The organism is Micromonospora sp. NPDC005291, from assembly GCF_040607415.1.
Taxonomy (GTDB): Bacteria; Actinomycetota; Actinomycetes; order Mycobacteriales; family Micromonosporaceae; genus Micromonospora.
Map to the genome: position 1 here is coordinate 44330 of NZ_JBEXGR010000029.1, position 25857 is coordinate 70186.

The window sequence follows — 25857 nt, forward strand, 5'->3', positions numbered from 1 at the left end:
CATGGCGGTGCCCCCTCACACCGACAAGACCCACAACATCCAAACTACCTACCGCGTGCAGGTCCGCCCCGGCTTCGACCTGGACGCCACCGCCGGGATCATCGACTACCTCGCCGACCTGGGCGTCAGTCACCTCTACAGCGCCCCGCTGCTGGCCGCCACCCCCGGCTCGGCGCACGGCTACGACGTGGTCGACCACCGGGCGGTCAACCCGGAGGTGGGCGGTGAAGCCGCTCGGCAGCGGCTGCTGCGCGCGCTGCGCGACGCCAAGCTCGGCCTGGTCGTCGACATCGTGCCCAACCACGCCGGGGTGGCCGTGCCGCCGGCCAACCCCGCCTGGTGGGACGTGCTGCGCCGGGGGCGCGACTCGGCGTACGCCGACTGGTTCGACATCGACTGGGACCGGGGCCGGCTGCTGCTGCCGGTGCTGGCCGACGACCCGGCCGCCCTCGACGACCTCAAGCTGGTCGACGGGGAGCTGCGCTACCACGAGCACCGCTTCCCGGTCGCCGACGGCACCGGCGACGGCAGCCCGCGCGAGGTGCACGACCGGCAGCACTACGAGCTGATCTCCTGGCGTCGCGGTGACGCCGAGCTGACGTACCGCCGGTTCTTCGCCGTTTCCGGCCTGGCCGGGCTGCGGGTGGAGGATCCGGCGGTGTTCGCCGCCACCCACGAGTTGATCCTGCGCTGGGCAGCGGACGGCGAGGTCGACGGCATCCGCGTCGACCACCCCGACGGCCTGCGCGACCCCGCCGGCTACCTGGCCCGATTGCGGGAGGCCGCGCCGGACGCCTGGCTCGTGGTGGAGAAGATCCTGGAGTACGGGGAGGAGCTGCCGGACTGGCCGGTGGACGGCACGACCGGCTACGACGCTCTCGCTGCGGTCAACGGTCTCTTCGTCGACACGGACACCGAGGGGGACTTCACCGCGCTGGACACCCGCCTCGCCGGGCAGCACACCTCGTGGGAGGACCTGACCCACGACACGAAGCTGGCCGCCGCCACCCGGCTGCTCGCCGCCGAGCTGACCCGGCTGGCGGCGCTCGCCCCCGACGTGCCGGCCGAGCAGGCCCGCGCGGCGCTCGCCGAGCTGGCCGCGGCGTTCCCCGTCTACCGGGGCTACCCCCCGAACGGCGTCCGGTATCTCGCCGCCGCCCGCTCCGAGGCCGGCCGGCGTCGCCCCGACCTGGCCACCGCCCTGGACGCGGTCACCCGCCGACTGCGGGACCCGGAGGACGAGCTGGCTTGCCGTTTCCCGCAGTTCACCGGCGCGGTGATGGCCAAGGGCGTGGAGGACACCGCGTTCTACCGCGGGACCCGGTTCGTGGCGCTCAACGAGGTCGGCGGCAGCCCCGCCCACTTCGGGGTGCCGCCGGCGGAGTTCCACCGCTTCGCCGCCGCCCGGCAGGTCCGCTGGCCGGCGAGCATGACGACCGTCTCGACCCACGACACCAAGCGCGGCGAGGACGTGCGGGCCCGGCTCGCCGTGCTCAGTGAGCTGCCGCAACGCTGGGCCGAGCAGGTCGGCGCCTGGATGGAGTACGCCCCGCTGCCCGACCCGTCGTTCGCCCACCTGCTGTGGCAGACCGCCGTCGGCGCGTGGCCGATCGAGCGGGAGCGGCTGCACGCGTACGTCGAGAAGGCCGCCCGGGAGGCGGCGGCCTCGACCAGTTGGGCGGACCCCGACCCGGTCTTCGAGCAGGCCCTGCACGCCGTGGTCGACCGGATGTACGACGACCCGAGCCTGCACGACGAGCTGACCGAACTCGCCGCCGCCATCACCCCGGCCGGCTGGTGCAACTCGCTCGGGCAGAAGCTCATCCAGCTCGCCATGCCCGGAATCCCGGACACCTACCAGGGCACCGAGCTGTGGGACAACTCCCTCGTCGACCCCGACAACCGCCGCCCGGTCGACTTCGACGTACGCCGAGAGATGCTGGCACGCCTCGACGACGGCTGGCGTCCCCCGATCGACACCGACGGCGCGGCGAAGCTCCTCGTCGTGTCGCGGACCCTGCGGCTGCGACGGGCGCACCCGGAGCTGTTCACCGGCTACCGGCCGGTGCCGGCGCACGGGCCGGGCGGCCGGCACGTGGTGGCCTTCGACCGGGGCGGCGCGATCGCCGTGGCGACCCGCCTGCCGCTGGGCCTGGCCCGCATCGGCGGGTGGTGCGACACAGTCCTGTCGCTTCCCGTTAACGAGATGAAGGACCTGTTCACCGGCCGGGTCTACAGTGGCGGGGAGACGCCTCTGGACGACCTGTTGGCCGACTACCCCGTCGCACTGCTGGCTCCTCCCACCGCTTCCGTGGAGGCTGCGCGATGACCGAATTCACCGTCTGGGCACCGGACGCCACCCGCGTCCGGCTGCGCCTGCCCGGCGACACCGACCACGAGATGCGCGCCGCCACCGACGGCTGGTGGAAGGTCGAGGTGCCCGACGCCGGCCTCGACTACTCCTTTCTGCTGAACGACGACGAAACGCCACTGCCCGACCCCCGGTCGCCGTGGCAGCCTGCTGGTGTGCACGGGCCCAGCCGACGCTACGACCATCTTGCGTTCCAGTGGAGTGATTCCTCGTGGACGGGCCGGCAGCTGCCCGGCAGCATCCTCTACGAGCTGCACATCGGCACCTTCACCCCGGAGGGCACCTTCGACGCGGCCATCGACCGCCTCGACCACCTCGTCTCCCTGGGTGTCGACCTGATCGAGCTGCTCCCGGTCAACGCCTTCAACGGCGAACACAACTGGGGGTACGACGGCGTCTGCTGGTATGCCCCGCACCAGCCCTACGGCGGCCCCGACGGCCTGAAACGGTTCGTCGACGCCGCCCACGCCAAGGGGCTGGGGGTGATCCTCGACGTCGTCTACAACCATTTCGGGCCCTCCGGGGCCTACGCGCCGCGGTTCGGCCCCTACCTCGCCGAGCAGAGCAACAGTTGGGGCCGCTCGGTCAACCTGGACGGCCCGCACTCCGACGAGGTACGCCGCTACATCATCGACAGCGTGCTCATGTGGCTGCGCGACTACCACGTCGATGGGCTGCGGCTCGACGCCGTACACGCGCTGCCCGACACCCGCGCGGTGTCGCTGCTCGAAGAGCTGGCGATCGAGGTGGAGTCTCTATCGACGCACCTGGGTCGCCCGCTGTCCCTGATCGCCGAATCGGACCTCAACGATCCCCGGCTGATCACGCCTCGGGAGGCGGGTGGGTTCGGGCTGCACGCCCAGTGGAACGACGACGCGCACCACGCTCTGCACACGCTGTTGACGGGGGAGCGGCAGGGGTACTACGGGGACTTCGGCTCTCTGGAGACGCTGTCGGACGTGCTGACCGGCGGGTTCTTCCACGCCGGCACCTGGTCCAGTTTCCGGAACCGGCACCACGGGCGGCCTCTGGACTCCCGTGTTCCTGGGCATCGGCTGGTGGCTTACCTGCAGAACCATGACCAGATCGGTAACCGGGCTACCGGGGATCGGATCTCGGCTTCGTTGTCGCCCTCTCTCTTGCGGGTGGGGGCTGTGCTGCTGCTGACCGCGCCGTTCACTCCGATGCTGTTCATGGGGGAGGAGTGGGCGGCTTCTACGCCGTGGCAGTTCTTCACCTCGCACCCGGAGCCTGAGCTGGCTACTGCGGTGGCGCTGGGGAGGCGGCGAGAGTTTGCTTCGCACGGGTGGGCTGAGGGGGACGTGCCTGATCCGCAGGACCCGGAGACGTTCGTGCGGTCGCGGTTGGACTGGGCTGAGCTGGACAAGCCTGAGCATCGGGAGATGTTGGCGTTCTACCAGCGGTTGATCGCCTTGCGTCGTTCTTCTCCGGATCTGTCTGATCCTCGGTTGCACGCGGTATCTGTGCAGCATGGGGACCAGTTTTTGCTGATGCGGCGGGGGGACACGCTGGTTGTGGCCAACTTCGCCGGGCGGGGGCAGGGGGTGTCGTTGCCTGGGGTGGCTCGGCGGGTGCTGCTGGCCACGGGGGAGGGGGTCACGGTGATGCGCGACCGGATCCAGTTGCCTGCGGAGACGGCGGCGATCGTGGCGCTCTGACCAAAGGGCACCCCGTTTCGCACTCAAGACCGGGGCGGACTCGCATCAAGCACGCTCGAGGTTGAAAACGTGTGTGCGCACCGAGCCGGACGGAGAAGCGCCAGGGGTTCGGAGGCAGCGGTCTTTCCCCGCTACGTGTCGGGCTTACGCCGAAGCGGCACATCCGTGCCATAGGAAAGCCGCATAACGGCCCCGACGTCGCAAGCACAAAAGACGGGACAGAATGAGTACGGATCAACCCAAGTCGGATTCTTGACTCTCGCCCTCTCGCTGCAACTGGTTTAGGGTGTACCCCACGTGGCCGAGCAGCTACACCGGGGGGGGGAGTGCGGCGTGCCCAATTCAGCTCCGCCGAGTCAGGAACTCTCGGATCTGCCGCCGCCAGTTGGGAGCAGCATAGCGACCGTTGGACGACTCACGCTGCCGAAACCACCAAAGCCGCACCAGCTGATTTACTTCTACGATCCCGGCGAGTGGGAAGAGTTTGTACTCGAATACGCCACGGGATTGTCAGAGGACTACCACCAAATCAAGCGTATTGGTGGCTCGGGCGATCGAGGCGCCGACATTGCCGCATTCTTGACTCCGAACGGCTTCGGCGGCACTTGGGACTGTTTCCAGTGCAAGCACTACGAGGCGGCGCTTTTACCCAGCGACGCCTACCCGGAGATGTTCAAGATGCTGCGTGCCGTCGTTGAGGGGCACTACACACTGCCGCGGCGATACCATTTTATGGCACCAAAAAAATGCGGCCCGACACTTTCGCGGCTCCTTAGCTCACCCTCCCAGCTCCGCGTCAAGTTTCTCGAGAAGTTTGGTGGCGAGAAGCCGCTGGGAGCTGGATTAGAACCGGCCCTCATCGCCCAGATCAAAGCGCAGGCCGAAACGCTCGACTACAGCATCTTCCAGTCGGTCGAGCTGCACGAAATGTTCGACGTCCACAAGAGAACCCGGTACCACGTTCAGCGGTTTGACGCTCCCCTGCCCGACAGGCCGGAAGTAGAGCCACCGCCGAACACCCTTGAGGTCGAAGAGCGCAGGTATGTCGAGCAGTTGCTGGCTGCCTATTCGGAACGCTATGGATTAGAGATAACTACGCCAGCAGACGTGGAAGTTAACCCAAGGATTTCGAAGCACTTCAGTCGGCAAAGAGAGGCGTTCTATAGTGCCGAAGCCCTCCGACTGTTCGCCCGGGACAGCGTTCTGCCGGGAACATTTGAAAATCTTCAAGACGATGTCTACGACGGGGTAGTAGAAACACACTTTCGTGATTTCGATCACGGCTTGGATCGACTACAGGCAGTCCTGGAAGCTGTAGTGGCACTAAACCTTTCACCCAAGAACCCTCTTGTAAATGTCTCTAAGAACCGGGACAAACGCGGCATCTGTCACCAGCTTGCTAATGGCGATCGACTTGACTGGTGCGACCAATGACCGCCCCGACGCTCAATGGTCCGCTCGAAGTCGGCCTGCGAGCCCTGACACTCCTGTCGGCCGCTTTTCCTAGAGCCTTCGACATCGCGAGCCTTTCTTTTCTTGACTACACGTTACTCCACTCCCGAGAGTTTGGTGGACCAGAAAGCCTGCATCCGGACGTACCGAATCATCAGAGTGAGATAACTGTCAAACGAAACATGCTCGAACATGGGCTCGAGGTCATGATTCGGGCTAGGTTGGTTTCGCTTCGTGTGGAGCCAGGGGGCATCGCATACGCAGCAACCGACAACGCTCCTGGTTTCGTGGGCCTTCTCGAGTCGGAGTACATGCAGGAGTTGCGACGTCGCGCGGAGTGGGTGCTCGAATCCTTCGGCGACGCCGATCCAGCAGTGCTTCGTAGTCTGATCGCAAGCCTAGGGGGAGTAGATAACTTCACGCCAGACCCCCTCACGGCACCTGAGCACCAGGGGGATTCATGAGTCGCCTAAGATTAGTTCGTCTGACTGTCGTAGGTGAGGGAGTGCCTGATGCTTCAGTAGAGTTCGGCCCCGGCCTGACCGTCATTTACGGTGGTTCGAATACAGGCAAGAGCTACGTCTTTGAGGCAATCGACTTTATGCTTGGCGCAAAGTCCCTTAAGTCGATCCCGGAATCCGAAGCCTACAAGGACGTCATGTTAACCATGACCCTTGCGGACGATACCCCGCTCACGCTCGTTCGCCGACTTGCGGGTGGCCACTTCTCCGCCTTTTTGGAAGACCTGAGAACGCTTCCCAGCAGGCCGGCAGATTTTACTCTCACCGCCACCCATGGGAATACCTCTGGTGGCCGGCTGAGCCTCTCACGCTACCTTTTACAAGCTATCGGTCTTGATGGTAAAGAACTGCGGAAGAACCGGCAAAACGTGACCGCCCCTCTTAGCTTTCGAAACCTTTGTCTCTTATCCGTCATCGATGAGACGAAGGTTCAGAGTAAAATTGCCCCGCAATTCTCTGGCCAGTTTCTTAACCGAACGCCCGAACTCTCGCTTCTTAAGCTCCTCTTGCAGGGTGAGGACGACTCCAAATTCGCGCGGTCCGCTGACGCCGCCGAGAAGCGGAAAGTCAGTAAAGGTAAAACCGAAATCCTTGAAAGAGCCATCGGGGAACTCCAGAACTCCATTGACGGCACCGGCTCGGTGTTGGAATTGAAGCAACGCCACGGCTTAATTCTGAACTCGATTCAGCAACAGACATCATCTATCGAGAGTTCATTGAATACTCGAGTGGAGCTGCTAACTGAGCAGATGACGATCCTTGGAGAGAAAAACACGTACCAGGCACGCCTCGACGAGGTGGCCGAACTTCTCGGGCGTTTCGGACTACTCAAGGCGAAGTACGAGTCGGATCTTGCGCGGTTGGAGATGGTGCAGGAGGCGGGCACCCTACTGGGATACTTCCAGCCCGGAGTGTGCGTATTCTGTGGTGCGGAAGTGGAGCACCAGTCGGCCGAGCTGCACGCTGTTGGGGAGGTAACGGCTTTCGGTGAATCGGTGCTATCTGAGATGCAGAAGACGGCCGGCCTCAGAGATGATTTGAACGTCACCATCGGAGACCTGGAATCCCAAGAGATCCGCCTCCGCCAGGCCATCAGCGAGTTCATGGACGAGGCCGATCGACTTAGAGCGCAGATAGGATCGGTTGATGTATCGCTGCAACCCGAGAGGGAGGAATTGCAGGAGCTCCTCGCGGTCAAGTCAGCTATCGAGTTAGCTCTGAACACTCACGACCAAATCGCGAGGCTCCTGACCCTCAAAGCGACCGTGGAGCCGGAGGACGAGGGCGAGCCGGTGCGACCGCCAGAGCTCAACGAACTCATAGCCGCTGAGTTTTCCGCATCCATCAACCGAGTTGTGGAAGCATGGTCCCTCCCTAACGCTGGTGCGGTCAGGTACTCGAAGAGCGCCAGCGACGTGATGGTTGACGAGCAACCCCGCAGTTCCCACGGCAAGGGCATGCGGGCAGTCCTTCACGCCGCCTTCACGGCTGGACTGGCGCAGTATTGCTTTGACCGCGAACTGGAACACCCGGGCTTTATTGTGATGGACACTCCCGTTAGGCCTTATCGGGAGCCGGACCCTGGTTTAGCAGAAGCCCCTTCTGAAGAGGAGGTCACGAGCCTAACCGAGCGGTTCTACTCCTACTTTGACACGCAATTCGACGGTCAGTCCATTATTCTCGAGAACGAAGATCCTCCTGAGACGCTGTCGAGTGAATCCGTGCTGGTTTATTTCAGCGGTAACCGGAACTCGGGTCGGTACGGCTTCTTTCCGCCGCGGCCAGGGTTGGTGTCTTCTTAATGGGGGCTTCGGTTTCGACCCCTCACTGGATTAATAGCCTGGCCACGTTGCTCATTGTGGCGACGGCCTTGTTCTAGCTGATAGGGCGCTCGCATACCGCTGGATTGGCCCGATGGACGGGACTCGCTTTGGGTGGGATCCAGGGTGCCATGGTAATGGGTGACCGATCAGCCATGACTGACGGTGGATCTCCAGTGAGAGCAGACTGTTACCTGCGCCGGGCTCATCTCGCTTCTCGGTCGCTGCCGCCCTCGCTGGCAGGCTTCACTGAGTCAGCGTTCAGCGCACTGGCACCTTCATCGTTATCCGGTAGGGCTTCCAGCGGCGCGGGCAACGTGACGTTGGCGATTCAGGCTCCAAAAGCGTCAAGTGCCAGTCGGCAGGGTATTTAGACACTTCATTACGCGGCATGGGGTTCCATGTGCGCCCGAGGCGTATTACCCAGCCAGATTGTGTTCATGTAGGCTGAGGTGAAGGTCCTCCATCTTGAGTTGCTGTATCACTTCAGGACGGTGGGGCGACCGAGCCGCCAGCAAGGTAGACCGGCGCATGTCGCCTACGCGCTCGCATTGCCGCATCAACTCGTGTGGCGATGTTGTCGGGAAGACGTTGCTCGGCCTCCTGGCGCGGGAAGAAGGCGATGTCCTCTAACTCCTGTCCCGGCAGTTTGAAGCCGTCGAGGCTGGCGATGAACCCGCAGTCGAACGTGAAGCTGATGATTGCCCTAGGCCGCTGCCCGGCGGACGGCGCCCAGTCGACTACGAGAAGGTCACCCACCACCACCGCGATCCCCAACTCCTCGCGGATCTCGCGGGCGCAGGCATCATGCGGGTATTCGCCCTCGTCCACATATCCGCCAGGGAAGACCCAGTGGTCGCGGTACGTGGGCTTTACGAGAAGCACGTTGCCGGCCGGGTCGGTGATGAAGGCCGCGGAGGCGGCGTAGAAGGAAGCCAGGTTGGCGTACCAGATGGCGGGCTCCGTCCAGGTCACCTCGGTGACGCTAGCGGACATGCCTAGGTGTGCTTCGCTCTAGATGGCTGCTGGTATGACCGCGAGGGCATGCAGGACTTCGGTGACCTGAGGCGATGCCTGCTGCGGGCTGAGCGTGGTAGTGAGTTCGCGGACGCGGTGCTGAACGCGTGCCGAGTCGACAACCGCAGCGTGCTCCGCCAGCTTCCAGCCCCAGTTGCACGCGGCGTCGGTGTCTCCAGCCCGGGCATGAGTCATGGCGATGAGGGCGGTGTGCAGTGCACGCGTCCGGGTGTTCTGACTGCCGAGGGTGAGCGCGTCGGGAACGTGTCGGAGGGCTTGTGTGTACAGATGCAGGTCGCCCAGGCACCTTAGTGCGGCCCCGGCAAGGTGGGCAGGGCTGAAGTAGTTGACCCAGCGTGGGCTGGAGGCTGCGCCCGCCTGGTCGAGAGCACGCTCAGCCTTGCTGAGTGCGAGCTGGCAGGCTCGTCGGTTGCCTGACTGTCCGTACGCGGTAGCGGCGGTGGCGTGCAGCCGAGCGAGCACAGCGGCTGGTGCGCGCCCCGCCCCGTCAATGGCCGCTTCGGCGAGTCGGGCCGCATCCCGGGCGTGGCCTAGGTGCACAGCCTGGGTGGCAAGGTTGGCCAGCAGGTGAGCGCCGTACAGGCGATCGTCGGCGGCCTTGGCGTACCGCAGGGCGACGGTCACGTGATGTTGAGCGGTGGCATGGTCGCCTGCGTCGTAAGACATGAAGGCGAGTTGGCCGGAGAGCATCGCGGCTGCGCGCATGAGGTCGCGCCCCACCGCGTCCGTGTAGGTGCCGCGCAGCATGAGAGTGACCTGACGCACGAGGAAGTCGGCCATTAGCGCCCGGGTGGTTTGAGAGCCGCTGCCGTGACGTCGGTCGAGATCGGTGAAGTGGTCCGCCAGCGCGTACAGCGATTGAACGTCGGTGGAGGTGACTTGTTGCCGGCCGTTCCGGCTGACCGTCTCGTCGGGCAGGTCATACCGCCAGCCGAGCGCTGCCTCTAGCGCCTTGCCGTTGTCGAATGCCTCGCTGGCATGTTGGTGGAGGTGCTTAGCCAGCCTCGTCCAGAGCCGCTCGGCGGAATCGATTGCACCATCGACGGACGCGGGGTAGACGCAAGGCCCGATGTCGTCGGCCGCGCCGAAGCCCAACTCCGTGACCGGGACTGAGCGACCGAGCTTTCGGGCTAGGGTCTCGGCCATGGCGGCCTGGGCGTGCTCGCCAGGCCGACGACCGCGCAGCCACCAGTAGACGCTGGCAGCGTCGTATCGCCAGGTGCCTTGGTCGCGGCCGGCGTGATTGAGCTGGCGAGCGAAGGCGGCATGAGCGTTGCCGTAACCGGCGGCAAGCAGCAGCCCTTCGAACGCCGCGTTCGTCACCGGTCGCGCCATGGTCCGCCTCCAGGCTTCAGTCAACTACCACCAGTGACGAGCCTATTGGTTTCCAAGTTCCGATGGAGACCCGCGCAACCCTGCGCAACCCACGCCTTGAGCAGCGCAATCGGGCGCATCGCTTGCCATCTGGTCTATGCATCAGCAGCCGGCTTCGCTGGCGCTAGGAGTTCTGAGCGACGGCGAAGATCTAGCGCCGCGCCACACTTGACGGAGGTGGGCGTGCAGGGCGATGAACCGGCGAGCAGGGGCGAGAAGTCAGAGGCGGCCGAGCGGGAGGCTGCCAAGCAGCGCCTCCTGGCTCAGGCCGAGGCGGAGCGCGTACCGGTGGAGGACACGACCCGCGCGGTCCCGGACCGGCGGTGGCGGCGTGACCAGCGATGACCTTCCGATCGGCCGCCGTGTAGCCCGCTGGCGGGTGCGGCGGCAGATGACGCAGCAGATGCTCGCCGACCGGCTGCGCAGGTCGAAGAGCTGGGTGGACAAGATCGAGCGGGGCGCCCGCACCCTGGACCGGTACTCGGTGATCCAGGAGCTGGCCCACGTCCTGCGCATCGACCCGGAGGTGCTGCTCGGCGAAAGCCGGGGCACCCCCGCCGGCACGCCGGACGGGGTGGACGACATCCGGGCGGCTCTCGCCCGCTACGACACTCCACAAGCCCCAGCCCCGACGTCGGAAGAGCTGCGAAGGCAGGTCGGGTACGCCTGGTTGACCTACCAGCACGCGCACTACGGGCAGTTGGTGCGGGTGCTGCCGGGTCTGCTCGACGCCACCCAGGGCGCGCGGTCGGCGGAGTTGCTGGTGCAGGCGTACCGGATCACCTCGTCGCTGCTGGTGAAGCTCGGCGAGGCCGACCTCGGGTGGCTGGCCGCCGACCGCGCGATGGCCGCCGCCAGCGGCGCCCCGGTCCTCGCGGCGACGGCGGCCGTGTCAGTCGGGCAGGCGCTACGCGCGTCGGGCCGCGACCGCCTGGCCCTGGCCGCGCTGCTCCCCGCCGCCAACCGCGTCCTTCCACCCTCATCCCGTGCCGGTGATCAAGAGGTTTGCGGCGCTTTTGGAGATCAAACTTCCCGCAAACCTCTTGATCGCGAGAGCGAGGGTGATCGCTGGGGGAGGACGGTGGGTGGGACGTTGCTGGTGCAGGCCGCACTGGCCGCCGCCGGCTGCGGCGAGCACCGCCGCGCCGATGAGCTGACCGACCGGGCCGCGGGGGTCGCCGCCAACCTTCGGGGGTACGACGACGCGCACCGCACCAGCTTCGGGCCGGTCGCCGTCGAGCTGGCGCGGGTGGTGCTGGCGGCCTCGCGGGGTGATGCCGCCGAGGCGGTGCAGCGGCACGTGATCGTGATCCGGCGGGAGGCGTGGCGGCGGTTGCCAGCCGAGCATCGGGGCGCGTACCTGGTCGATGCCGCGCGGGCGTACCTCCAGGTGGGTGACCTGCGCGGGGCTGCACGCGCCCTGGTGGACGCGGACAGCGTCGCGCCGGCCGAAGTTCGGTGCCGGCCGTTGGCGCGTACCGTGATCGCCGAGATCGCCCGCGCGAACCCGGCGCCGGCCGGCGTGGCGCGACTGGCGACGCTGGTCGGCCTCACCCGCTGAGACTCCGTCGCCCGAGAAGCGCGCAACCCTCCACACGACCTGCGGCCGGGCGACGGCCGGGGCGGGGTTTCCGGGAACGTGAGATTCGGGCATGTATCTCGGCACTGCTGGAGGGGAGACGGCAATGCTGGTAACTGGTTATCTCGGCGCGGTGCTCATCGGTGCCCTCGTCGGCCTGCTCGGACGACTCATCCTGCCGGGGAGGCAGCGGATCGGCTTCTTCGCCACGTTCGTCATCGGCGTCGGCTCGGCGGTGCTGGGCACCCTGGTCGCCAGGGCGCTCCACATCGACGACGAAGCCAGCGTGCGGGTGTGGGTGCTGCGCTGGGACTGGGCCGTGCTCGCGATCCAGGTCGGCCTCGCGATCATCGCCGTGGCGCTGGCGAACATGCTCACCTTCACCCGGCTTGCCGGTGGCGACGACAAGCCCCGTCGGCGGGCCCGTCGCAGTCAGGCCAAGGGCTGACGAGCCGACCAGCAACGGCGTTACGCGCGGTGGCGCGCTGCCCTGCGTGAGCACGTCCACGCCGCACTCCGGTGCGGGGAGATCGCCGACAGCGACCCCGACGACGTGGCCGCTGGCAGTGCAGCCTTCGCGCACGGGCTGGTCGTGCAGGCACTCTTCGACCCGGAGCGCTTCCCCCCGGCCCGTCAGACCGAATTGCTCGATCAGTTCCTCTGCGGTCTGGCCGCTCCTGGAACCGTGCGCACGGTTAGCTGATTCTGTTCGTGGTTGGAATGGGTCGCCTGGACCACAGTGGCCCGACCGCCCACGACAGCAGTGTGGCGGGAGCCGGAGGTCTGCCCGGCGTCGTCGACGACGTACTGGTTCATGAAGACCTGGTGGTTCGGTGCCGGCGTTAGGCCGTCGGGCACCAGGGCGGCCACCGCATCGGGGTCGGCCGGTAGCCAACCGAAGTAGAGCATTCTGTTGTTCACGACGAGCTGCGGAGCGACGAGTTCGGTCACGAGGGGTCCTTCCGCTGGCATCGATGCGTAGCCGCGACGCTACGGAGTCGCCCGACGCCCGGACAACGACGGACTGCCGACATGGGACCCGTCCGGTGGGACGCAGCGGAGGGACCACCCGTCCGAGTGGTCCCTCCGCTGGTTGCTGGTGGGTGGCTAGACTTCAGGTTGGCAGTTCACCTGTGCTCTGCTGCGTGCTCTGTTGCGGCGGGCGCAGCCTCGGGAGGGTGTTCCAGCACCCTCTCGAGGGGCCGTCCACGGGACGGCGCCTACTCGCAGAAGACCCGCACGGTGGCATCGGGGGAGTCCACCTCCACGGTCACCTCGTCGAGGTGCTCCACGAGCGCCTCCAACTGCTCGGGCTTGAGCTGCGTCAGGTCGATCGGCACACCTGAGTCGCTGAGTGAGGCGTTGGCCTTGACCAGTGCCTGCGGCGGGATGAGCGCCGCCAGCCGTACGCCAGCCCGTAGCAGTTGCAGGGGCACCCGCACGTTGACCCGCGACGGCTCGCCGTTGTCGGTGGCGTCCACCACCACCCGCAGGTACTTCACCTTGCCCTTCGATCGGGCGTCGTGAGTCGCCGTCGCCGGAGCCTGGTCCCGTTCGAGGGCGGCGATGAGCTGCTCCGCCTCCTCGGCGGTGATCTTGCCGGCGGCCAGCATGTCGAGGATGTCCTTGCGTTGTTCGGTCATTCGAACCTCTCCTATCGGATAGCCACGAGCACGGCCGTGCGGCCCTGCTCGATGTCGAAGCGGGCGCCGGGCAGCGCGGAGATGACGCGCCAACCGGCGCCGAGCGCCCGCACCACACGGATGCGGAACACCAGGCAGGCCACGATCGCCGCGAGCACGACCAGGACCACGACTGGGAAGAGAACGAGCGCCACGGGGAGAACCGGAACCCAGACGCGGATGGGCCGATGGTCCGGGCGGTTGACCTTGACGGTCACCAACTGGGGCATCACGCCCGGCCGTCCAGCTCGGCCAGCGCCTGCTGTGCGGTGATCTCACCGCGGCGCAGCCGGTCGATGATGTCGGCCCGCGACGGCGCCGGGTCGGTCTCGACGAAGTCGAGCATCTGCGTGATCCGGTTGAGTCGTGACTTGATCGTCGGGTAGCTCACCCCGAAGATGCGTTCCATCTCCTTGATCGAACCGTGACAGCGCACGAACGCCGTGACGAAGACCTGGTCCTCGACGTTGAGCTGAGCCAGTTGCGGCAGCTCGAACTCGCCCTCGATCGCGACGCCGTTGCTCTCCAGGCGCACCCGCTCGACGACGAACGGCTGGCCTCGCGTCAGGCTGGTGAGTTCCTGCCATTCCATCGCCCGCTCTGTCATACCTAAATTTGTAACTTAAGAATCCTGAATTTCCAAGATGTTGATCTTAATTTTATTGATTTCACGCCCGCGCGGCGCCGTTGGCGGCCGGCGGCGGCCGGCGGGGTGTGACGGGCGGGGTCCGTGCTATCCGCTCGCCTTCACGGAAATCGGGGCGTCCCGGCTCGTCAAACACCCCGGTTTCACGGAACCAGAGTCGGCCTCTTCGCCCGGCCGGGGACACAGAACCGCGGCGGGACCCGGAGAGGTCCCGCCGCTCGATGGCCATGCACTTGTCGCTGTGCCGGTTCTTCAGCTGGTAGCAGTCTCAGCCGTTGCCCGGTCGGGTCGTTCCGGTGCCCACCGCCCGTAGGTGTGCCAGCCCTTGCGCCCAGGACTGGATGAGGGTCGTTTCGTGGTAGGCGATGTCGTGTTCCGCGCAGAACTGGCGGATCAGCGGCTGGGCGTGGTGGAGGTTGGGTCGGGGCATGCTGGGGAAGAGGTGGTGTTCGATCTGGTAGTTGAGCCCACCGAGTAGTGCGTCGAGGAGCGGGCCGCCGCGCACGTTGCGGGAGGTGAGGACCTGTCGGCGTAGGTAGTCGAGGTTGTCGGCCTCGGTCAGAATGGGCATGCCCTTGTGGTTCGGGGCGAAGGAGCTGCCCAGGTAGAGGCCGAAGAGGGCCTGGTTGACCAGGATGAACACGATCGCCTGCGGAACGCTCAGGACCAGGAACGCGGTCCCGAGGTAGCCGGCGAAATGCAGGACGAGCAGGCCAGCTTCCGTTCGTCGGCGCCTGAGTCCGCCGCGGCTGACGACTGCCCGGACGCTGGCGGCGTGCAGATGCAGACCTTCCGCAAGCAGCAGAGGAAAGAACAGTGCCGCCTGGTGCCGGACGAACAGCGCCCGCAGGCCGCGCTGCGCCGCAGCCTGACCCTGGGTGAAGGACAGCGGAGCCACCGCGAGGTCGGGGTCGCGGCCTTCGGTGTTCGGATTCGCATGGTGGCGGTTGTGCTTGTCGACCCACCACCCGAAACTGATCCCGGTTACCAGGTTGGCGCACACCAGGCCGACCACGTCGTTCGCCCGGCGGGAACGGAAAATCTGCCGATGCCCCGCGTCGTGACCGAGAAACGCCAGCTGCCCGAGGAGCACCGCGACGCCGGCCGCGGTAGCCGTCTGCCACCACGACGAGCCGAGCCGCACGAACAGCACGCCCATCAGTACGAGACAACCCAGCACCGCCGTCACCCGCGCCGCGTATCGGCGGGGTCGTCGGTCGAGGAGACCCGCGTTTCGGACCAGGCGGGAAAGGTCGGCGTACTCACTACCCCGGTCGCTGCGGGCGCCCAGATCCGTGTCACTCAACGTCGCCACTCCTTGTCAGCCACGCCGATCAGCCGAACAAGCAAACCGCCGCTGATGTCCCAGTCTTCCTCACAGCCCTGTCTCTGGGCGAGGAAACCGGCAGCTCACGACGACTGATACGCGAGCAATGCTCGCCCTCATGTCAGTCTGCCGATTGGCTGCGGGCTTCGTCCGTCGAGTCCGACAATCAGCGCTATGCAGCCACGTTGGATTCAGGGGGTAGTCATGGCGCGCACGAGAAAGTCCACCGCGAGGCGAGCACTGATCCTCGCCTTCGCGGCCGGGACGCTGACCGGAGCTGCGGGCATGCTCACGCTGCGACGCTCCTGGCAGGATGGCGGCCTCCCGAGAGGTGACGTCGCTGGGCAGCTCGACGAGAGCGCCGCTCTCTCGCTCGACGGGCGTTTCGACGCCTCGCCTCAGGGGCCTGTGAGCATGCCTGCGGCGCAGCACGGCTGACCCGCGCAGCGTCTGGGGCTGAGCACGCCATCCGGAAGCAGCGACCAGACCCGGCGGGACATTCAGCGCGGCGCCGCACGGGCGCTGGTCGACGCGGACACGCGTGTCGCGGTTCGCTACGCGATCGAAAAGAGACGATCAGCGGGCTCGACGACGGCAGCCAGCAAGGCACCGGGCACGAGCGTCGGGTCATCCGCGCGAACCGTGTCTGCCTCGAACGTGGCGAACCCGGGCCCGCTGATACGCAGGTGGAGTTCCAGCCCGGGATCCTCGCCGCCCAAGTGGTTGGCGACCGCGAGAATCTCCGCTGTCGCGGCGACACCAGCGGCGGACAGCCGACGTGCGTCACGGCGCGAGCGGTTGACCACCCGCCAGCCGAAGACGCCGAAACCAACGCCGACGAACGTCGCCAGTACGCCACCGGCGAGCAGGCCCCAGAAGTCTGCGGGCGGTCGCGGGGGGTCCAGCGTCACGGCGGCGACGAGCAGGACCGGTCCGGGCAGGCAGATGGCCAGGAACATCAGTCGGCACAGTGTCGCGCCGATCGGACCGATGGGCGTTTCCGCCTCGCGGGGGACACTCGTCACCCCTCGCACTCTAGGTGTGCCGCGCCCGAGGCGCACCGAGCGGGATGACGCGCGGCCGGAGAGTCAGGCGTCAATGGGCCGGCCGGCGGCCAGCAGGGCGAGGGCGGCCTGCTTGGCGTGCTTGCCGGCGCTGGCACTGTCGTAGTGCGCGGCGATCAGAGTTGCACCCTCGACCAGGAGCAGCAGTTGTCGCCCCGCCGTGTCCGGGTCGGCTGCGCCGGCGCGCCGGGCGATTGCGGTCAGGAGGTCGAGGCGGCGGTCCAGGTGGCGCGCGGTGATGCCCATGACGGGCTGGGCCTGGTGTTGGGCTGCGGCGTTGTGCATGGCGCAGCCACGGAAGGTCGGTTCCTCGTACCACCGCTGAAGCTCGTCGAACACGGCGGCGAGCTGGTCGCGGGGATCCTCCCCGGCGGCGGCCGCGGCTGTGGCGATCCAGGACGTCACCCGGTCGCTGCGCGCCTCCAGCACCGCTCGGATCAGGCCGTCCTTGTTGCCGAAGTACCGGTAGAGAGTCTCCTTGGACACGCCGATGCGGGAGCACAGTTCGGCGACGCCGATGCCGTCGAGCCCTCGCTCGTACAGCAGCGGTGAGGCCGCGTCGATGATGCCCGAGCGGGTGCGCTCCGGGTCGATCGTTGATCCCTTGGGAACTGGCACGGGATAGATGGTACCGGGCGGTTCCTTCTACTGCTAGCATCTCCCGAGTTCGTACTGATCGGTTCGATCCTCGGGAGGGCTCATGACGTCGACCGCGCCCACCGGGTTGTGGCCGGCCCTGCGGCTCGCCCTGGGCACCGCATCCGCTCTCGGCTTCGCACGCTTCGCCTACGGGCTGCTGTTGCCGGCGATGCGGGACGATCTGAACTGGACACTGGCGGCAGCCGGTGGGATGAGCGCGGCCAACGGCTTCGGCTATCTGCTCGGCGCGCTGCTGACACGCGGGCTGGTGCGCCGCCTGGGTGCGGCCACCGCGTTCCGCGTCGCCATGGCGCTGACTGCCGCGTCGCTGGCCGCCACCGCTGTCAGCGGCGACTACCTGACGCTGGTGGTCCTCCGTACGCTGTCCGGGGCCACCGGCGCGGTGGTGTTCATCGTGGGCGGGGTGCTCGCGTCCCGCCTCGCGGCAGCCGCCGAGTCAGCCACCCCCATCACGGTGTACTTCGCCGGCACGGGGCTGGGCATCGTGCTCAGCGGCGTGGCCGTACCCCTGCTCGGCGAGCACTGGCGGCTGGCCTGGGTGGCTCTGGGCGCCGCTGCCGCGCTGGCGACGGTGGTGAGCTGGACCGCACCCAGCAGCGAACCCGAAGCGCCCGTGACCGGCCGGGCACGGCTCCGGCCGCTGCTGGCACCCGCCCTGGCCTACCTGCTGTTCGCTGCCGGCTACATCACCTACATCACATTCCTCTCGGCCTATCTGGTCGACCAGGGCACCTCCGTCGGGCAGGTCGTCCTCACCTGGGCCGTGCTCGGCACAGCGGTCGCGGCGGCACCGGCGGTGTGGAGTCGTCCGATCGCCCGGTGGCCCGGCAACCGGGCGCTGGCCACCCTCCTCGCCGTGCTGAGCGGCGGCGCGGCGCTGATGCTGGTGTCGTCCGCGACACCTGTCGTTCTGACCTCCGCTCTCCTGTACGGCGCGACCTTCATGGGCGTGCCGGCCGCGATCACCGCCCTCATCAGGACCCACACACCGGCCGTCGACTGGACCGCCACGCTCGCCCTCTTCACCGCGGTGTTCGCCGCCGGTCAGACGGCCGGTCCATGGCTCGCCGGCCTGGTCGCCGACCGCACCTCCACCACGGCCACCCTCGCCTGGACCGCTGTCCTGGGCACCGTTGCCGCACTGATCGCCCTCGTCGGGCCCCGACCCGGGCGATCCCTCACCAATCACGACCAACCGAAGGAGCAGGATCATGACGAACGTCGTACTCGTCCCCGGAATGTGCCACGGTGGATGGTGCTTCGAGGACCTCACCCGACGGTTGCGCGACCTCGGACACAGCGTCCACCCGCTGACGCTGACCGGTCTGAGTGAACGCAGGCACCTACTCCAGGGCACGGTCAACCTCGAGACGCACATCCAGGACGTGGTGGCCGCTCTCGACGTCGAGGACCTGCGGGACGCCGTGCTTGTCGGGCACAGCTACGGCGGGATGGTGATCACCGGGGCCGCGGACCGCGCACCCGACCGGGTCGACTCCCTGGTCTACCTGGACGCCGTGGTGCCCGCCGACGGCGACTCCTGCTGGTCCCTCGTGTCGGACCAGGAGCGGAGGTGGTACCTGGACGTGGACGAGACCGGCTACGCGTCCCGACCCCTGCCGTTCTTCGACCCCCGGGCGACGCCCCACCCGATCGCCTCGTTGCTCCAGCCACTCCGACTCACCGGCGATCTCGGGCACCTCAGGCGTCGGGACTACGTGTACGCCGCCGGCTGGGCCGACCAGTCCCCGTTCACCGCGACCTACGAGAGCCTGAGCGCGGACCCCGGCTGGACCACCCACGCCCTGCCCGGGGGACACAACCTCATGCGCGACACGCCAGACGAGTTGGCGAAGATTCTGCTCGACGTTGCCACCTCCCGCTGAGCAGCTCAGCCGCCACCGTCTCCACGCCCCGGTTGAATTTCCACGGATCTGTCGATGGCGACGTCACCGGGTGAGCTGGAGCAGAGCGACGCCGCCGAGCAGCACCGCCACGCCGGCCAGGCGCCGGCCGTTGACGCGTCGGCGGGGCAGGCGCAGTAGCCCGTACTGGTCGACGGCGACACTGACCAGTTGTTGCCCGGCGACGGTGAGCGCGACGGTCGAGGCGGCGCCAATCCGGGGGATGAACAGGAACATCGAGGTGACGTAGACGGCGCCGGCCAGTCCGCCGAGCCAGCCCCACCACGGCACGGTACGCAGCGGCTTCAGCTGCGGCCGAGGTGTGCGCGCCATGCTCAGCGCGACTGCCAGGGCTAACCCCATTGCGGCGGTGGCCAGCAAGAACGAGAACGCCGCGACGGTGATCGGCGCGTTCAGGTCAGCGCGAAGCCAAGCGTTGACCGCGCCCTGCACTGGGAGCACCGCGCCACTGAGCATCGCGAACAACAGCCAGCTCAGCCGATTTCGGTTAGTCGGGTCAGCCAACACGGCTGCCGCGCCGGCTCTGGCGGATGCAGCAGAGCCGGCCATCGAAGCCGATCCCGACGCGGACCACCTTGCGACTGCGCCGACCGCGACGCGAGACGGCGGCGTGCTCACGGTCCGAGTGGCCTTTTGGGGGGCCACCGCGGATACATCTGTTGCGGAAGCTTGAGAGCGCACGATCAGGGTCACGCCGGTCAGTACGGCGAGTACGCCGACAAGCGATGCCATGTGCAACGGCTCGGTAGGAAGCCCCAGCAGCCCGAAGGTGTCCAGCAGCAGCGAGGCTAGCATTTGCCCGGTGATCATAAGCCCGACAGTGGTCAGCGCCCCGAGCCGCGGGAATAACAGGATCCCGGCCGTGATGTAGATCGCGCTGCCGAGCCCGCCAAGCAGGTGCCACGGCGTTACGTTCCAGAGGTGCCCAAAGGCGGCAGTCGTGCCGACCACCGCGGTGGCGATCAGCAGCAGCGCCGACCCGATCGCCAGCTGCAGCGTAGAGGCACCCATTGGGCTGCGCATCGCGGTGCTCAACTGCACGTTCGCCGCAGCCTGAACCGCCAGCATCGCACCCACAGTCATCAACAGCGGAATTGCCCAAAATTGCATGTCCGCCTCCAGCAGCACGAACCGGACGCGCGTCCGGTTCCGGTTTCGACGATAGAGCAGAAGTGGACGCACGTCCAGTTACGCTAGGATGAGGTATGCCGCTACCGCTCGCCAATCCATCACCGCGTCCGGAGCGTGCGGACGCCGCCCGGAATCGGGCCCGGGTGCTGGCCGCCGCGGAGGCACTGTTCGCCCAGCACGGAGCAACGAACGTCAGCATGGAAGACGTCGCCCGCGCCGCCGGCGTCGGCAAGGGCACCCTCTACCGGCGCTACCCCGACCGGGCCGCCCTCGCGGTGGCATTGCTCGACGAGCACGAAAGGCGGCTGCAGCAGCAGCTACTCGCCGGTGCTCCGCCCTTGGGCCCCGGCGCGACACCGGCTGAACGGCTGGCCGCGTTCTACTCCGCCATGCTCGACCTGCTCGACCAACACCTGCAGCTAGCCTTGGCCGGGGAGGGTGGCGCGGCTCGCTACCAGAGCGGCGCCTACGGCTTCTGGCGCGTCCATGTCCGCGTGCTAATCCGCCAAGCCGGCCTCGATGATGCCGGCGACATCCTCGCCGACGTGCTCCTCGCGCCTCTGGCCGGCGAGCTGTACCAGCACCTACGCGACCGCAACCAGAGCCGCCACGATGTCCAGGCCGCCCTCGAAACACTGGCTCACCGCGTTCTGGGACACCCATCAGAACCCCAGGCCAGTGGGGAATCGTAGCTGCGGGCACGCCGGGTGATCCGTGTTCGCCGCGCGCCGTCCACAGCTAAGAGGGGTCGTGCTGGGCGGCGACCCGGATGTGAGGTCCGGCGTCTACCTGTGATCATGTGAGGGTGATCGGATGATCACAGAGGCTCGATGAGTTCTGCTTGGTTCGCTGCGGCCCATCGTGCCAATTGTGCGAGTGGGCCGTTGGCGAACGATTCCCCCAAAGGCGACAGCTGATAGACGGCAACGCGACGTCCCGGCATCCGTTCGTCGTCGCTCTGTCTGATGATCAGTCCCCGCGTTCGTAGGCGTTGCAGCGCCTGCGTCAGGACTTTGTCGCTGATGCCTGCGATGCGTTCCATGAGGTCGTTGCGTCTCATAGGTCCAGCGCGCAGCGCTGACAGGACAACCGGATCCCATGTGTGGTTGATGAGCTCGACTGCCGCGCGGACATGACAGTCCGCCACGAATGTCTGGCAGGTCCCGTCGATCATCCTGCCAGTGTCGCAAGATTCCCTACCAAGTGGTAGGAGCCGACCTCCTAGCGTTCTTCACGTCATCCCACAGATGAAGGAGATCGCTGTGAACGTAGGAATCCTGGGAACCGGCAACCTTGCCATGACACTCGGCCGAGCATGGGCGGCAGCTGGCCACTCGATCGTGGTGACGGGGCGCAACCCGGGGAACGTCACTCGGGCCGCTAGCCAGATCGGCGGCGCAGCCGAAGCGGTCGGACCCACCGACTTCCCAGCACGGGTCGACCTGGTCGTGGTCGCGGTCGCGTGGGAAGGCATGGAGGAAGCTCTTTCCCTCGTCGGTGGCGCTGATGGCGCACTGAGCGGGGTGACGGTGATCGACTGCACCAACGCCGTTGACTATGCCACCGGGAAGCTGAAGCCGATGTTGGGCTCGGCGGCAGAGCTTGTCGCCCGAGTTGCGCAGGGCGCTCACGTGGTGAAGGCATTTCACCTGTTCGCTGGAGCGTCCTGGCCCTATGCGGGACCGGCTGAATTGGCGCCGGTCGTGGCGATGTGCGGTGATCAGCCGGAAGCGCTCGAACGCGCCGAGGCGCTGGCTGCCGATCTTGGCGCGCGGACTGCGGTGGTCGGTGGGTTGGCCAGTGCCCGCCAGCTGGAGGAGACCGCGGGATTCGTCATGCGTGTCGTGGCGGCCGGGTGGAACCCTCGGTTCGCCGTCCCCGATGTAGATCCAGCGTTGCTGAACGCGGGATCGGCCACCGTCGACTGACCGACAGCTGGTGCTGCAACGGGGCTCAGGAGCGGAGCGCGAGGGCTCGCAGGGCGATGTCGACCGAGGCTTGGAGATCGTCGCAGCTCGCGCCGGCCGCGGCGTGGACGGCGTGACCCTCGCTGAGCGCCATCACGAACCGTGCCAGCGCCCTGGCGTCCATGCCGCCCGGGAGGTCTCCCTCCTTCGCCGCGCGGGACAGTCGCTCTTCCACGGCGGCCTCGGTGGCGGCCCTGCCGGCGGCCAGGACCTCGGAGATGCGGGCGTTCTCCGGCGAGCAGGCCAGGCCTCCCTGGACGGAGAGGCAGCCCGCGGGATGACCGCTGGCGGTGAGGCCGGCGGCGCTGCTGCGCAGGAACGCTTCGATGGCGGCGTACGCGGTGGGTTGTTCGAGTGCGGCCCGCGCGCTGGCCAGCTGAGTCTCGTGGTACTGGGCGAAGGCGCGTTCGAACAACTGCTCCTTGCTGCCGAACGTGGCGTACAGGCTCGGCCGGTTGATGCCCATGGCGCTGGTGAGGGCGCTCAGGGAAGCACCCTCGTAGCCGTGTTGCCAGAAGACCTCGGCTGCCCGGCCGAGGACGGTCTCCTCATCGAAAGCCCGCGGGCGTCCGATGGTGGGCGTGTCACTGCTCATGGCCTCAGTCTACCGCTCGGTACAGATCGTGATCCGGCTCACCAACCGATCAGTACAAAACCTGCTACGGTTCTGGCAACCGAGCGGTACAAAAGGGCAGGGGAAACGAATGACCATCACGCTGATCACCGGTGCCAACAAGGGGATCGGGTTCGAGACAGCCAAACAGCTTCTCGAACTGGGCCACCACGTCTACATCGGCGCCCGCGACGTCGAACGAGGCGAGAAGGCCGCGGCCGAGTTGGGCGCACGGTTCGTGCAGCTCGACGTCACCGACGACGCGTCGGTGAACGACGCGCTGGCAACTATCGACTCGGCAGAGGGCCGACTCGACGTCCTGGTGAACAACGCGGGCATCCTCGGCGCCGGCCCCATCGACGGACCAACCGCCCTGCGCGTGTTCGACACCAACGCGGTGGGGGTCGTCCGAGTCACCGAGGCAGCACTGCCCCTGCTGCGAAAGTCGTCGAACCCCACGGTGGTCACCCTCTCCAGCAGCCTTGGATCCTTCTGGGCGGTCAACAATCCCGAGCGGCCGGAGTTCAATCTGCCGCTGGCGCTCTACTCGGCGTCCAAGTCCGCAGCCACCATGCTCACCGTCCAGTACGCCAAGGCCCACCCGGGCATCAAGTTCAACGCACTGGAGCCCGGCGCCACCGCCACCGACATGACCGCCGCCTTCGGCATCGGAAGATCGGTGGTGGAAAGCGCCAAGACCGTCGTACGCCTGGCCACGCTCGACGCCGACGGCCCGACCGGGACCTTCAGCGACGAACACGGGGAATTGAGCTGGTAGGCACTGGATCAGCCTGCTGACCGGCCCTGGTGATGAGTTGTCGCGCCCGCACCCGTCATACCTACGTCAGGACACGACGAGGCGGAAGGATGACGTGATGAGTGCGGACACGCGGCTGGAGGAGTTGGGCGTGAGCGGTCTGGGCGAGGTTGACGAGCCGGCGTTCTCAGCACTGGCGGAGCGGCACCGGCGGGAGCTGCACGTGCACTGCTACCGGATGCTCGGGTCGTTCGAGGATGCCGAGGACGCCGTGCAGGAGACGTTCCTGCGTGCCTGGCGGCGGCGGGAGACCTTCGAGGGGCGGTCGACGTTCCGGGCCTGGCTGTACCGGATCGCCACCAACGCCTGCCTGGACCTGCTCGCCAAGCGCCGCCCGCAGCCTGCGACCGGCGGCGAGGTGCTGTGGTTGCAGCCCTACCCGGACCGGCTGCTCGACGAGCTGCCCGCAGGTGACGCGGACGAGCCGGAGGCCGTCGCCGTCGCGCGGGAGACGATCGAGCTGGCGTACCTGGTCGCAGTCCAGCACCTCGCGCCGCGCCCGCGGGCCGCGCTGATCCTGCGGGACGTGCTCGGCTGGCCGGCGAAGGACGTCGCGGAGCTCCTCGGGGACTCCGTCAACTCCGTGAACAGCGCGTTGCAGCGGGCCCGCGCCGGCATGCGGGAGCACCTGCCCGCTGAGCGGCAGGACTGGACCGGCGACGAGGAGGACGCCGGGACGCGCGAGCTGGTACGCCGCTTCACCGAGGCCAGCGTCGCCACGGACACCGGCCGGATAGCCACGATGCTGCGCGACGACGTCCGCTGCTCGATGCCGCCCACGCCGGGCCTGCACGTCGGCCGCGACGCGGTGGTGAACGACTGGGTGGAGGGCGGCTTCGAGGGCCTGGGGCGTCTGCGCACCGTCCTCACCTCCGTGAACCGGCAGCCCGCCGTCGCCTTCTACCTCTGGCAGGAGCGGGAGAGCGCGTACCTGCCGCTGACGATCGACGTCCTGCGTGTCACCGGCGGGGCGATCACCGAGATCGTCATCTTCCACAACGACCAGTTCCCGCGGCTCGGGCTGCCGGAGCGCCTGCCGGCGGACGGCACGGAGTAGTGCCCGTGTGGACGCTCGCAGTTGCCGATGATGGAGGAACGCTATGAACAGCATGAATGACACCGGGGTCGTCGCAGGCCCGGCACCGGGCCAGACGAGCCGCACCCACCGGTTCGGCCGGCTCGCCGTCACCGGCTTGATCGCCACACTCGCGGCGATGGTGGCCACCACCCTCGCCGCCGCGCTCGCCCAGGCCGTTGGCGTCGACTTCGAGGTCCCCGATGGTGGCGAGACGATCCCGTTGGCCGGGTTCGCCGTGGTGACCGGCGTCTTCTCGGTCGTGGGCATCGTCATCGCCGTCGCTCTTCTGCGCTGGAGTGCTCGCCCCGCCGAGCGATTCGTGTGGACGGCAGTGTCGCTGACCGCGATCTCGTTGGTCCCGCCCTTCCTCTCGGGGGGCAACACCGCCACCATCACCGCCCTCCTCGGGCTGCACCTCGTCCCCGCGGCCGTCATGATCCCCACCCTGGCGCGGAGCCTGCGCACCCGGACCAACTGACGTCCTTGCGCATCTGCGACGTGGCAACTGATGGGTGCGGGGGCGTGCTGGCCTCAGTACGGCAGGTCGATGCCCTGGCTGCGGGCGAACTCGCGGTGGGCGGTGACGACCGTGTCGATGAAGTAGGCGGCTACCTCGTCGGCCCGCAGCACCTGGGTCGTTTCGACCTTGAAGTTCTCGTCGCAATAGTGTTCGGCGGAGCTGACGCGGGGCTGCGCCACAAGAGCGTCCCGGAGGAAATCCTCGGGCTCGTCCCCAGTGTCGACGATGAACTTCACGCCGTCGCCGAAGCTCAACTCCCAGTGCAGCCCGTCGTCGGTGCCGACCCAGAGCTGCCGGCAGAGCGCGGCGCTGCTCTGGGCGAACGCCTCCCGCATCACGCTGTCGTCCGAGCAGATCGCCGGCAGGACGCTCGGGGTGCGGCTGATGGCCGCGGCGACCGGGGGGAAGCCGGCGAGCCGGTCGACGCGGTAGAAGAAGTAGCCCGGGTCGCCGGTGGGGTCCTCGGACTCGATGCCCGGCACCGCGTACGCGGGTAGTTCAGATGTCATGGGTTCGTGGTCCTTCGTGGTGAACGCGTCGGGGGCCGGGCTGGCGGCCCGGCCCCCGGCCGGGCGAATCCGGACTGGGTGTCG

The 25857-nt window shown here is 67.4% G+C and carries 30 protein-coding genes; 17 read left to right on the forward strand and 13 right to left on the reverse strand.

Annotation, left to right across the window (positions count from 1 at the left end):
- Position 1 precedes the first annotated feature (1 nt).
- From treY to ABZT18_RS28620, 5 genes are all read left to right on the forward strand, one after another.
- Complete coding sequence (gene treY / locus ABZT18_RS28600; protein ID WP_354995807.1) at positions 2-2329, forward strand: malto-oligosyltrehalose synthase; 2328 nt, start codon at positions 2-4, stop codon at positions 2327-2329.
- The gene (gene treZ, locus ABZT18_RS28605) at positions 2326-4050 is read left to right on the forward strand and encodes a malto-oligosyltrehalose trehalohydrolase (protein WP_355252909.1); all 1725 of its coding nucleotides are present in this window, start codon (positions 2326-2328) and stop codon (positions 4048-4050) included. The genes treY and treZ overlap by 4 nt, the downstream gene beginning before the upstream one ends.
- 297 nt (positions 4051-4347) lie before the next feature.
- Positions 4348-5484: an ABC-three component system protein gene (locus tag ABZT18_RS28610; protein ID WP_354995805.1), complete on the forward strand. Its 1137-nt coding sequence runs from the start codon at positions 4348-4350 to the stop codon at positions 5482-5484.
- On the forward strand, positions 5481-5966 hold the full coding sequence (locus tag ABZT18_RS28615) for an ABC-three component system middle component 2 (RefSeq protein WP_354995804.1): 486 nt from the start codon (positions 5481-5483) through the stop codon (positions 5964-5966). Before ABZT18_RS28610 ends, ABZT18_RS28615 begins: the two co-directional genes overlap by 4 nt.
- A 41-nt stretch (positions 5967-6007) precedes the next feature.
- On the forward strand, positions 6008-7825 hold the full coding sequence (locus tag ABZT18_RS28620; protein ID WP_354995803.1) for a hypothetical protein: 1818 nt from the start codon (positions 6008-6010) through the stop codon (positions 7823-7825).
- Between the two features lie 504 nt (positions 7826-8329).
- Here the strand turns inward: ABZT18_RS28620 and ABZT18_RS28625 are convergent.
- Together ABZT18_RS28625 and ABZT18_RS28630 are read right to left on the reverse strand one after the other, a co-directional pair.
- Positions 8330-8818 carry an NUDIX hydrolase gene (locus tag ABZT18_RS28625; protein WP_354995802.1) on the reverse strand — a complete coding sequence of 163 codons (489 nt, stop codon included), beginning with the start codon at positions 8816-8818 and terminating at the stop codon, positions 8330-8332.
- A gap of 39 nt (positions 8819-8857) precedes the next feature.
- Entirely contained in the window at positions 8858-10216 is a 1359-nt protein-coding gene (locus ABZT18_RS28630) for a hypothetical protein (protein ID WP_354995801.1), read from the reverse strand.
- A 222-nt stretch (positions 10217-10438) separates the two neighbouring features.
- Between ABZT18_RS28630 and ABZT18_RS28635 the strand changes: the two genes are divergently transcribed.
- From ABZT18_RS28635 to ABZT18_RS28650, 4 genes are all read left to right on the forward strand, one after another.
- The gene (locus ABZT18_RS28635; RefSeq protein WP_354995800.1) at positions 10439-10600 is read left to right on the forward strand and encodes a hypothetical protein; all 162 of its coding nucleotides are present in this window, start codon (positions 10439-10441) and stop codon (positions 10598-10600) included.
- Positions 10587-11816, forward strand: a complete 1230-nt coding sequence (locus tag ABZT18_RS28640; protein WP_354995799.1) for a helix-turn-helix domain-containing protein — start codon at positions 10587-10589, stop codon at positions 11814-11816. The genes ABZT18_RS28635 and ABZT18_RS28640 overlap by 14 nt, the downstream gene beginning before the upstream one ends.
- Before the next feature lie 124 nt (positions 11817-11940).
- Positions 11941-12282, forward strand: coding sequence for a GlsB/YeaQ/YmgE family stress response membrane protein (locus tag ABZT18_RS28645; RefSeq protein WP_354995798.1), 342 nt, complete (start codon positions 11941-11943; stop codon positions 12280-12282).
- Positions 12283-12324: 42 nt separating this feature from the next.
- Positions 12325-12537, forward strand: coding sequence for a TetR family transcriptional regulator C-terminal domain-containing protein (locus tag ABZT18_RS28650; RefSeq protein WP_354995941.1), 213 nt, complete (start codon positions 12325-12327; stop codon positions 12535-12537).
- Here ABZT18_RS28650 and ABZT18_RS28655 read toward each other — a convergent pair.
- The 5 genes from ABZT18_RS28655 to ABZT18_RS28675 all read right to left on the reverse strand — a co-directional run bounded on the left by ABZT18_RS28655 (position 12486) and on the right by ABZT18_RS28675 (position 15477).
- Positions 12486-12785 (reverse strand): hypothetical protein, encoded by a 300-nt coding sequence (locus tag ABZT18_RS28655; RefSeq protein ID WP_354995797.1) that lies wholly within the window; start codon positions 12783-12785, stop codon positions 12486-12488. The genes ABZT18_RS28650 and ABZT18_RS28655 overlap by 52 nt on opposite strands.
- A 269-nt stretch (positions 12786-13054) precedes the next feature.
- Positions 13055-13477, reverse strand: coding sequence for a hypothetical protein (locus ABZT18_RS28660; RefSeq protein ID WP_354995796.1), 423 nt, complete (start codon positions 13475-13477; stop codon positions 13055-13057).
- Positions 13478-13488: 11 nt separating this feature from the next.
- Positions 13489-13671 carry a hypothetical protein gene (locus tag ABZT18_RS28665; RefSeq protein ID WP_354995795.1) on the reverse strand — a complete coding sequence of 61 codons (183 nt, stop codon included), beginning with the start codon at positions 13669-13671 and terminating at the stop codon, positions 13489-13491.
- 74 nt (positions 13672-13745) lie between these two features.
- On the reverse strand, positions 13746-14123 hold the full coding sequence (locus ABZT18_RS28670; protein WP_354995794.1) for a DUF2089 domain-containing protein: 378 nt from the start codon (positions 14121-14123) through the stop codon (positions 13746-13748).
- 307 nt (positions 14124-14430) lie between these two features.
- Positions 14431-15477 (reverse strand): acyl-CoA desaturase, encoded by a 1047-nt coding sequence (locus tag ABZT18_RS28675; RefSeq protein WP_354995793.1) that lies wholly within the window; start codon positions 15475-15477, stop codon positions 14431-14433.
- 216 nt (positions 15478-15693) lie between these two features.
- Here ABZT18_RS28675 and ABZT18_RS28680 point away from each other — a divergent pair, with 216 nt between their 5' ends.
- On the forward strand, positions 15694-15927 hold the full coding sequence (locus tag ABZT18_RS28680) for a hypothetical protein (RefSeq protein ID WP_354995792.1): 234 nt from the start codon (positions 15694-15696) through the stop codon (positions 15925-15927).
- Positions 15928-16043: 116 nt separating this feature from the next.
- On the opposite strand, the gene ABZT18_RS28685 is transcribed toward ABZT18_RS28680, so the two are convergent.
- Together ABZT18_RS28685 and ABZT18_RS28690 are read right to left on the reverse strand one after the other, a co-directional pair.
- On the reverse strand, positions 16044-16448 hold the full coding sequence (locus tag ABZT18_RS28685; RefSeq protein WP_354995791.1) for a hypothetical protein: 405 nt from the start codon (positions 16446-16448) through the stop codon (positions 16044-16046).
- A 129-nt stretch (positions 16449-16577) separates the two neighbouring features.
- A complete protein-coding gene (locus ABZT18_RS28690) occupies positions 16578-17171 on the reverse strand; it encodes a TetR/AcrR family transcriptional regulator (RefSeq protein WP_354995790.1) in 594 nt (197 codons plus the stop codon).
- Positions 17172-17253: 82 nt separating this feature from the next.
- Between ABZT18_RS28690 and ABZT18_RS28695 the strand changes: the two genes are divergently transcribed.
- Together ABZT18_RS28695 and ABZT18_RS28700 are read left to right on the forward strand one after the other, a co-directional pair.
- Positions 17254-18546 carry a YbfB/YjiJ family MFS transporter gene (locus ABZT18_RS28695; RefSeq protein ID WP_354995789.1) on the forward strand — a complete coding sequence of 431 codons (1293 nt, stop codon included), beginning with the start codon at positions 17254-17256 and terminating at the stop codon, positions 18544-18546.
- The gene (locus ABZT18_RS28700) at positions 18452-19099 is read left to right on the forward strand and encodes an alpha/beta hydrolase (RefSeq protein ID WP_354995940.1); all 648 of its coding nucleotides are present in this window, start codon (positions 18452-18454) and stop codon (positions 19097-19099) included. Before ABZT18_RS28695 ends, ABZT18_RS28700 begins: the two co-directional genes overlap by 95 nt.
- A 63-nt stretch (positions 19100-19162) precedes the next feature.
- On the opposite strand, the gene ABZT18_RS28705 is transcribed toward ABZT18_RS28700, so the two are convergent.
- Entirely contained in the window at positions 19163-20320 is a 1158-nt protein-coding gene (locus ABZT18_RS28705; RefSeq protein WP_354995788.1) for a DMT family transporter, read from the reverse strand.
- 23 nt (positions 20321-20343) lie between these two features.
- On the opposite strand from ABZT18_RS28705, the gene ABZT18_RS28710 reads away from it, so the two are divergent.
- A complete protein-coding gene (locus tag ABZT18_RS28710) occupies positions 20344-20961 on the forward strand; it encodes a helix-turn-helix domain-containing protein (protein WP_354995787.1) in 618 nt (205 codons plus the stop codon).
- Positions 20962-21086: 125 nt separating this feature from the next.
- On the opposite strand, the gene ABZT18_RS28715 is transcribed toward ABZT18_RS28710, so the two are convergent.
- Positions 21087-21443: a helix-turn-helix domain-containing protein gene (locus ABZT18_RS28715; protein WP_354995786.1), complete on the reverse strand. Its 357-nt coding sequence runs from the start codon at positions 21441-21443 to the stop codon at positions 21087-21089.
- Positions 21444-21516: 73 nt separating this feature from the next.
- Here ABZT18_RS28715 and ABZT18_RS28720 point away from each other — a divergent pair, with 73 nt between their 5' ends.
- On the forward strand, positions 21517-22197 hold the full coding sequence (locus tag ABZT18_RS28720) for an NAD(P)-binding domain-containing protein (protein WP_354995785.1): 681 nt from the start codon (positions 21517-21519) through the stop codon (positions 22195-22197).
- Between the two features lie 25 nt (positions 22198-22222).
- Here ABZT18_RS28720 and ABZT18_RS28725 read toward each other — a convergent pair whose 3' ends face one another.
- Complete coding sequence (locus ABZT18_RS28725; protein WP_354995784.1) at positions 22223-22831, reverse strand: TetR/AcrR family transcriptional regulator; 609 nt, start codon at positions 22829-22831, stop codon at positions 22223-22225.
- Between the two features lie 109 nt (positions 22832-22940).
- Between ABZT18_RS28725 and ABZT18_RS28730 the strand changes: the two genes are divergently transcribed.
- From ABZT18_RS28730 to ABZT18_RS28740, 3 genes are all read left to right on the forward strand, one after another.
- On the forward strand, positions 22941-23627 hold the full coding sequence (locus tag ABZT18_RS28730; RefSeq protein ID WP_354995783.1) for an SDR family NAD(P)-dependent oxidoreductase: 687 nt from the start codon (positions 22941-22943) through the stop codon (positions 23625-23627).
- Positions 23628-23724: 97 nt separating this feature from the next.
- On the forward strand, positions 23725-24723 hold the full coding sequence (locus tag ABZT18_RS28735; RefSeq protein WP_354995782.1) for an RNA polymerase subunit sigma-70: 999 nt from the start codon (positions 23725-23727) through the stop codon (positions 24721-24723).
- 43 nt (positions 24724-24766) lie between these two features.
- Positions 24767-25222: a DUF6069 family protein gene (locus ABZT18_RS28740; protein WP_354995781.1), complete on the forward strand. Its 456-nt coding sequence runs from the start codon at positions 24767-24769 to the stop codon at positions 25220-25222.
- 53 nt (positions 25223-25275) lie between these two features.
- On the opposite strand, the gene ABZT18_RS28745 is transcribed toward ABZT18_RS28740, so the two are convergent.
- The coding region (locus ABZT18_RS28745; RefSeq protein ID WP_355252912.1) for a hypothetical protein at positions 25276-25857 on the reverse strand (582 nt) is incomplete at its 5' end.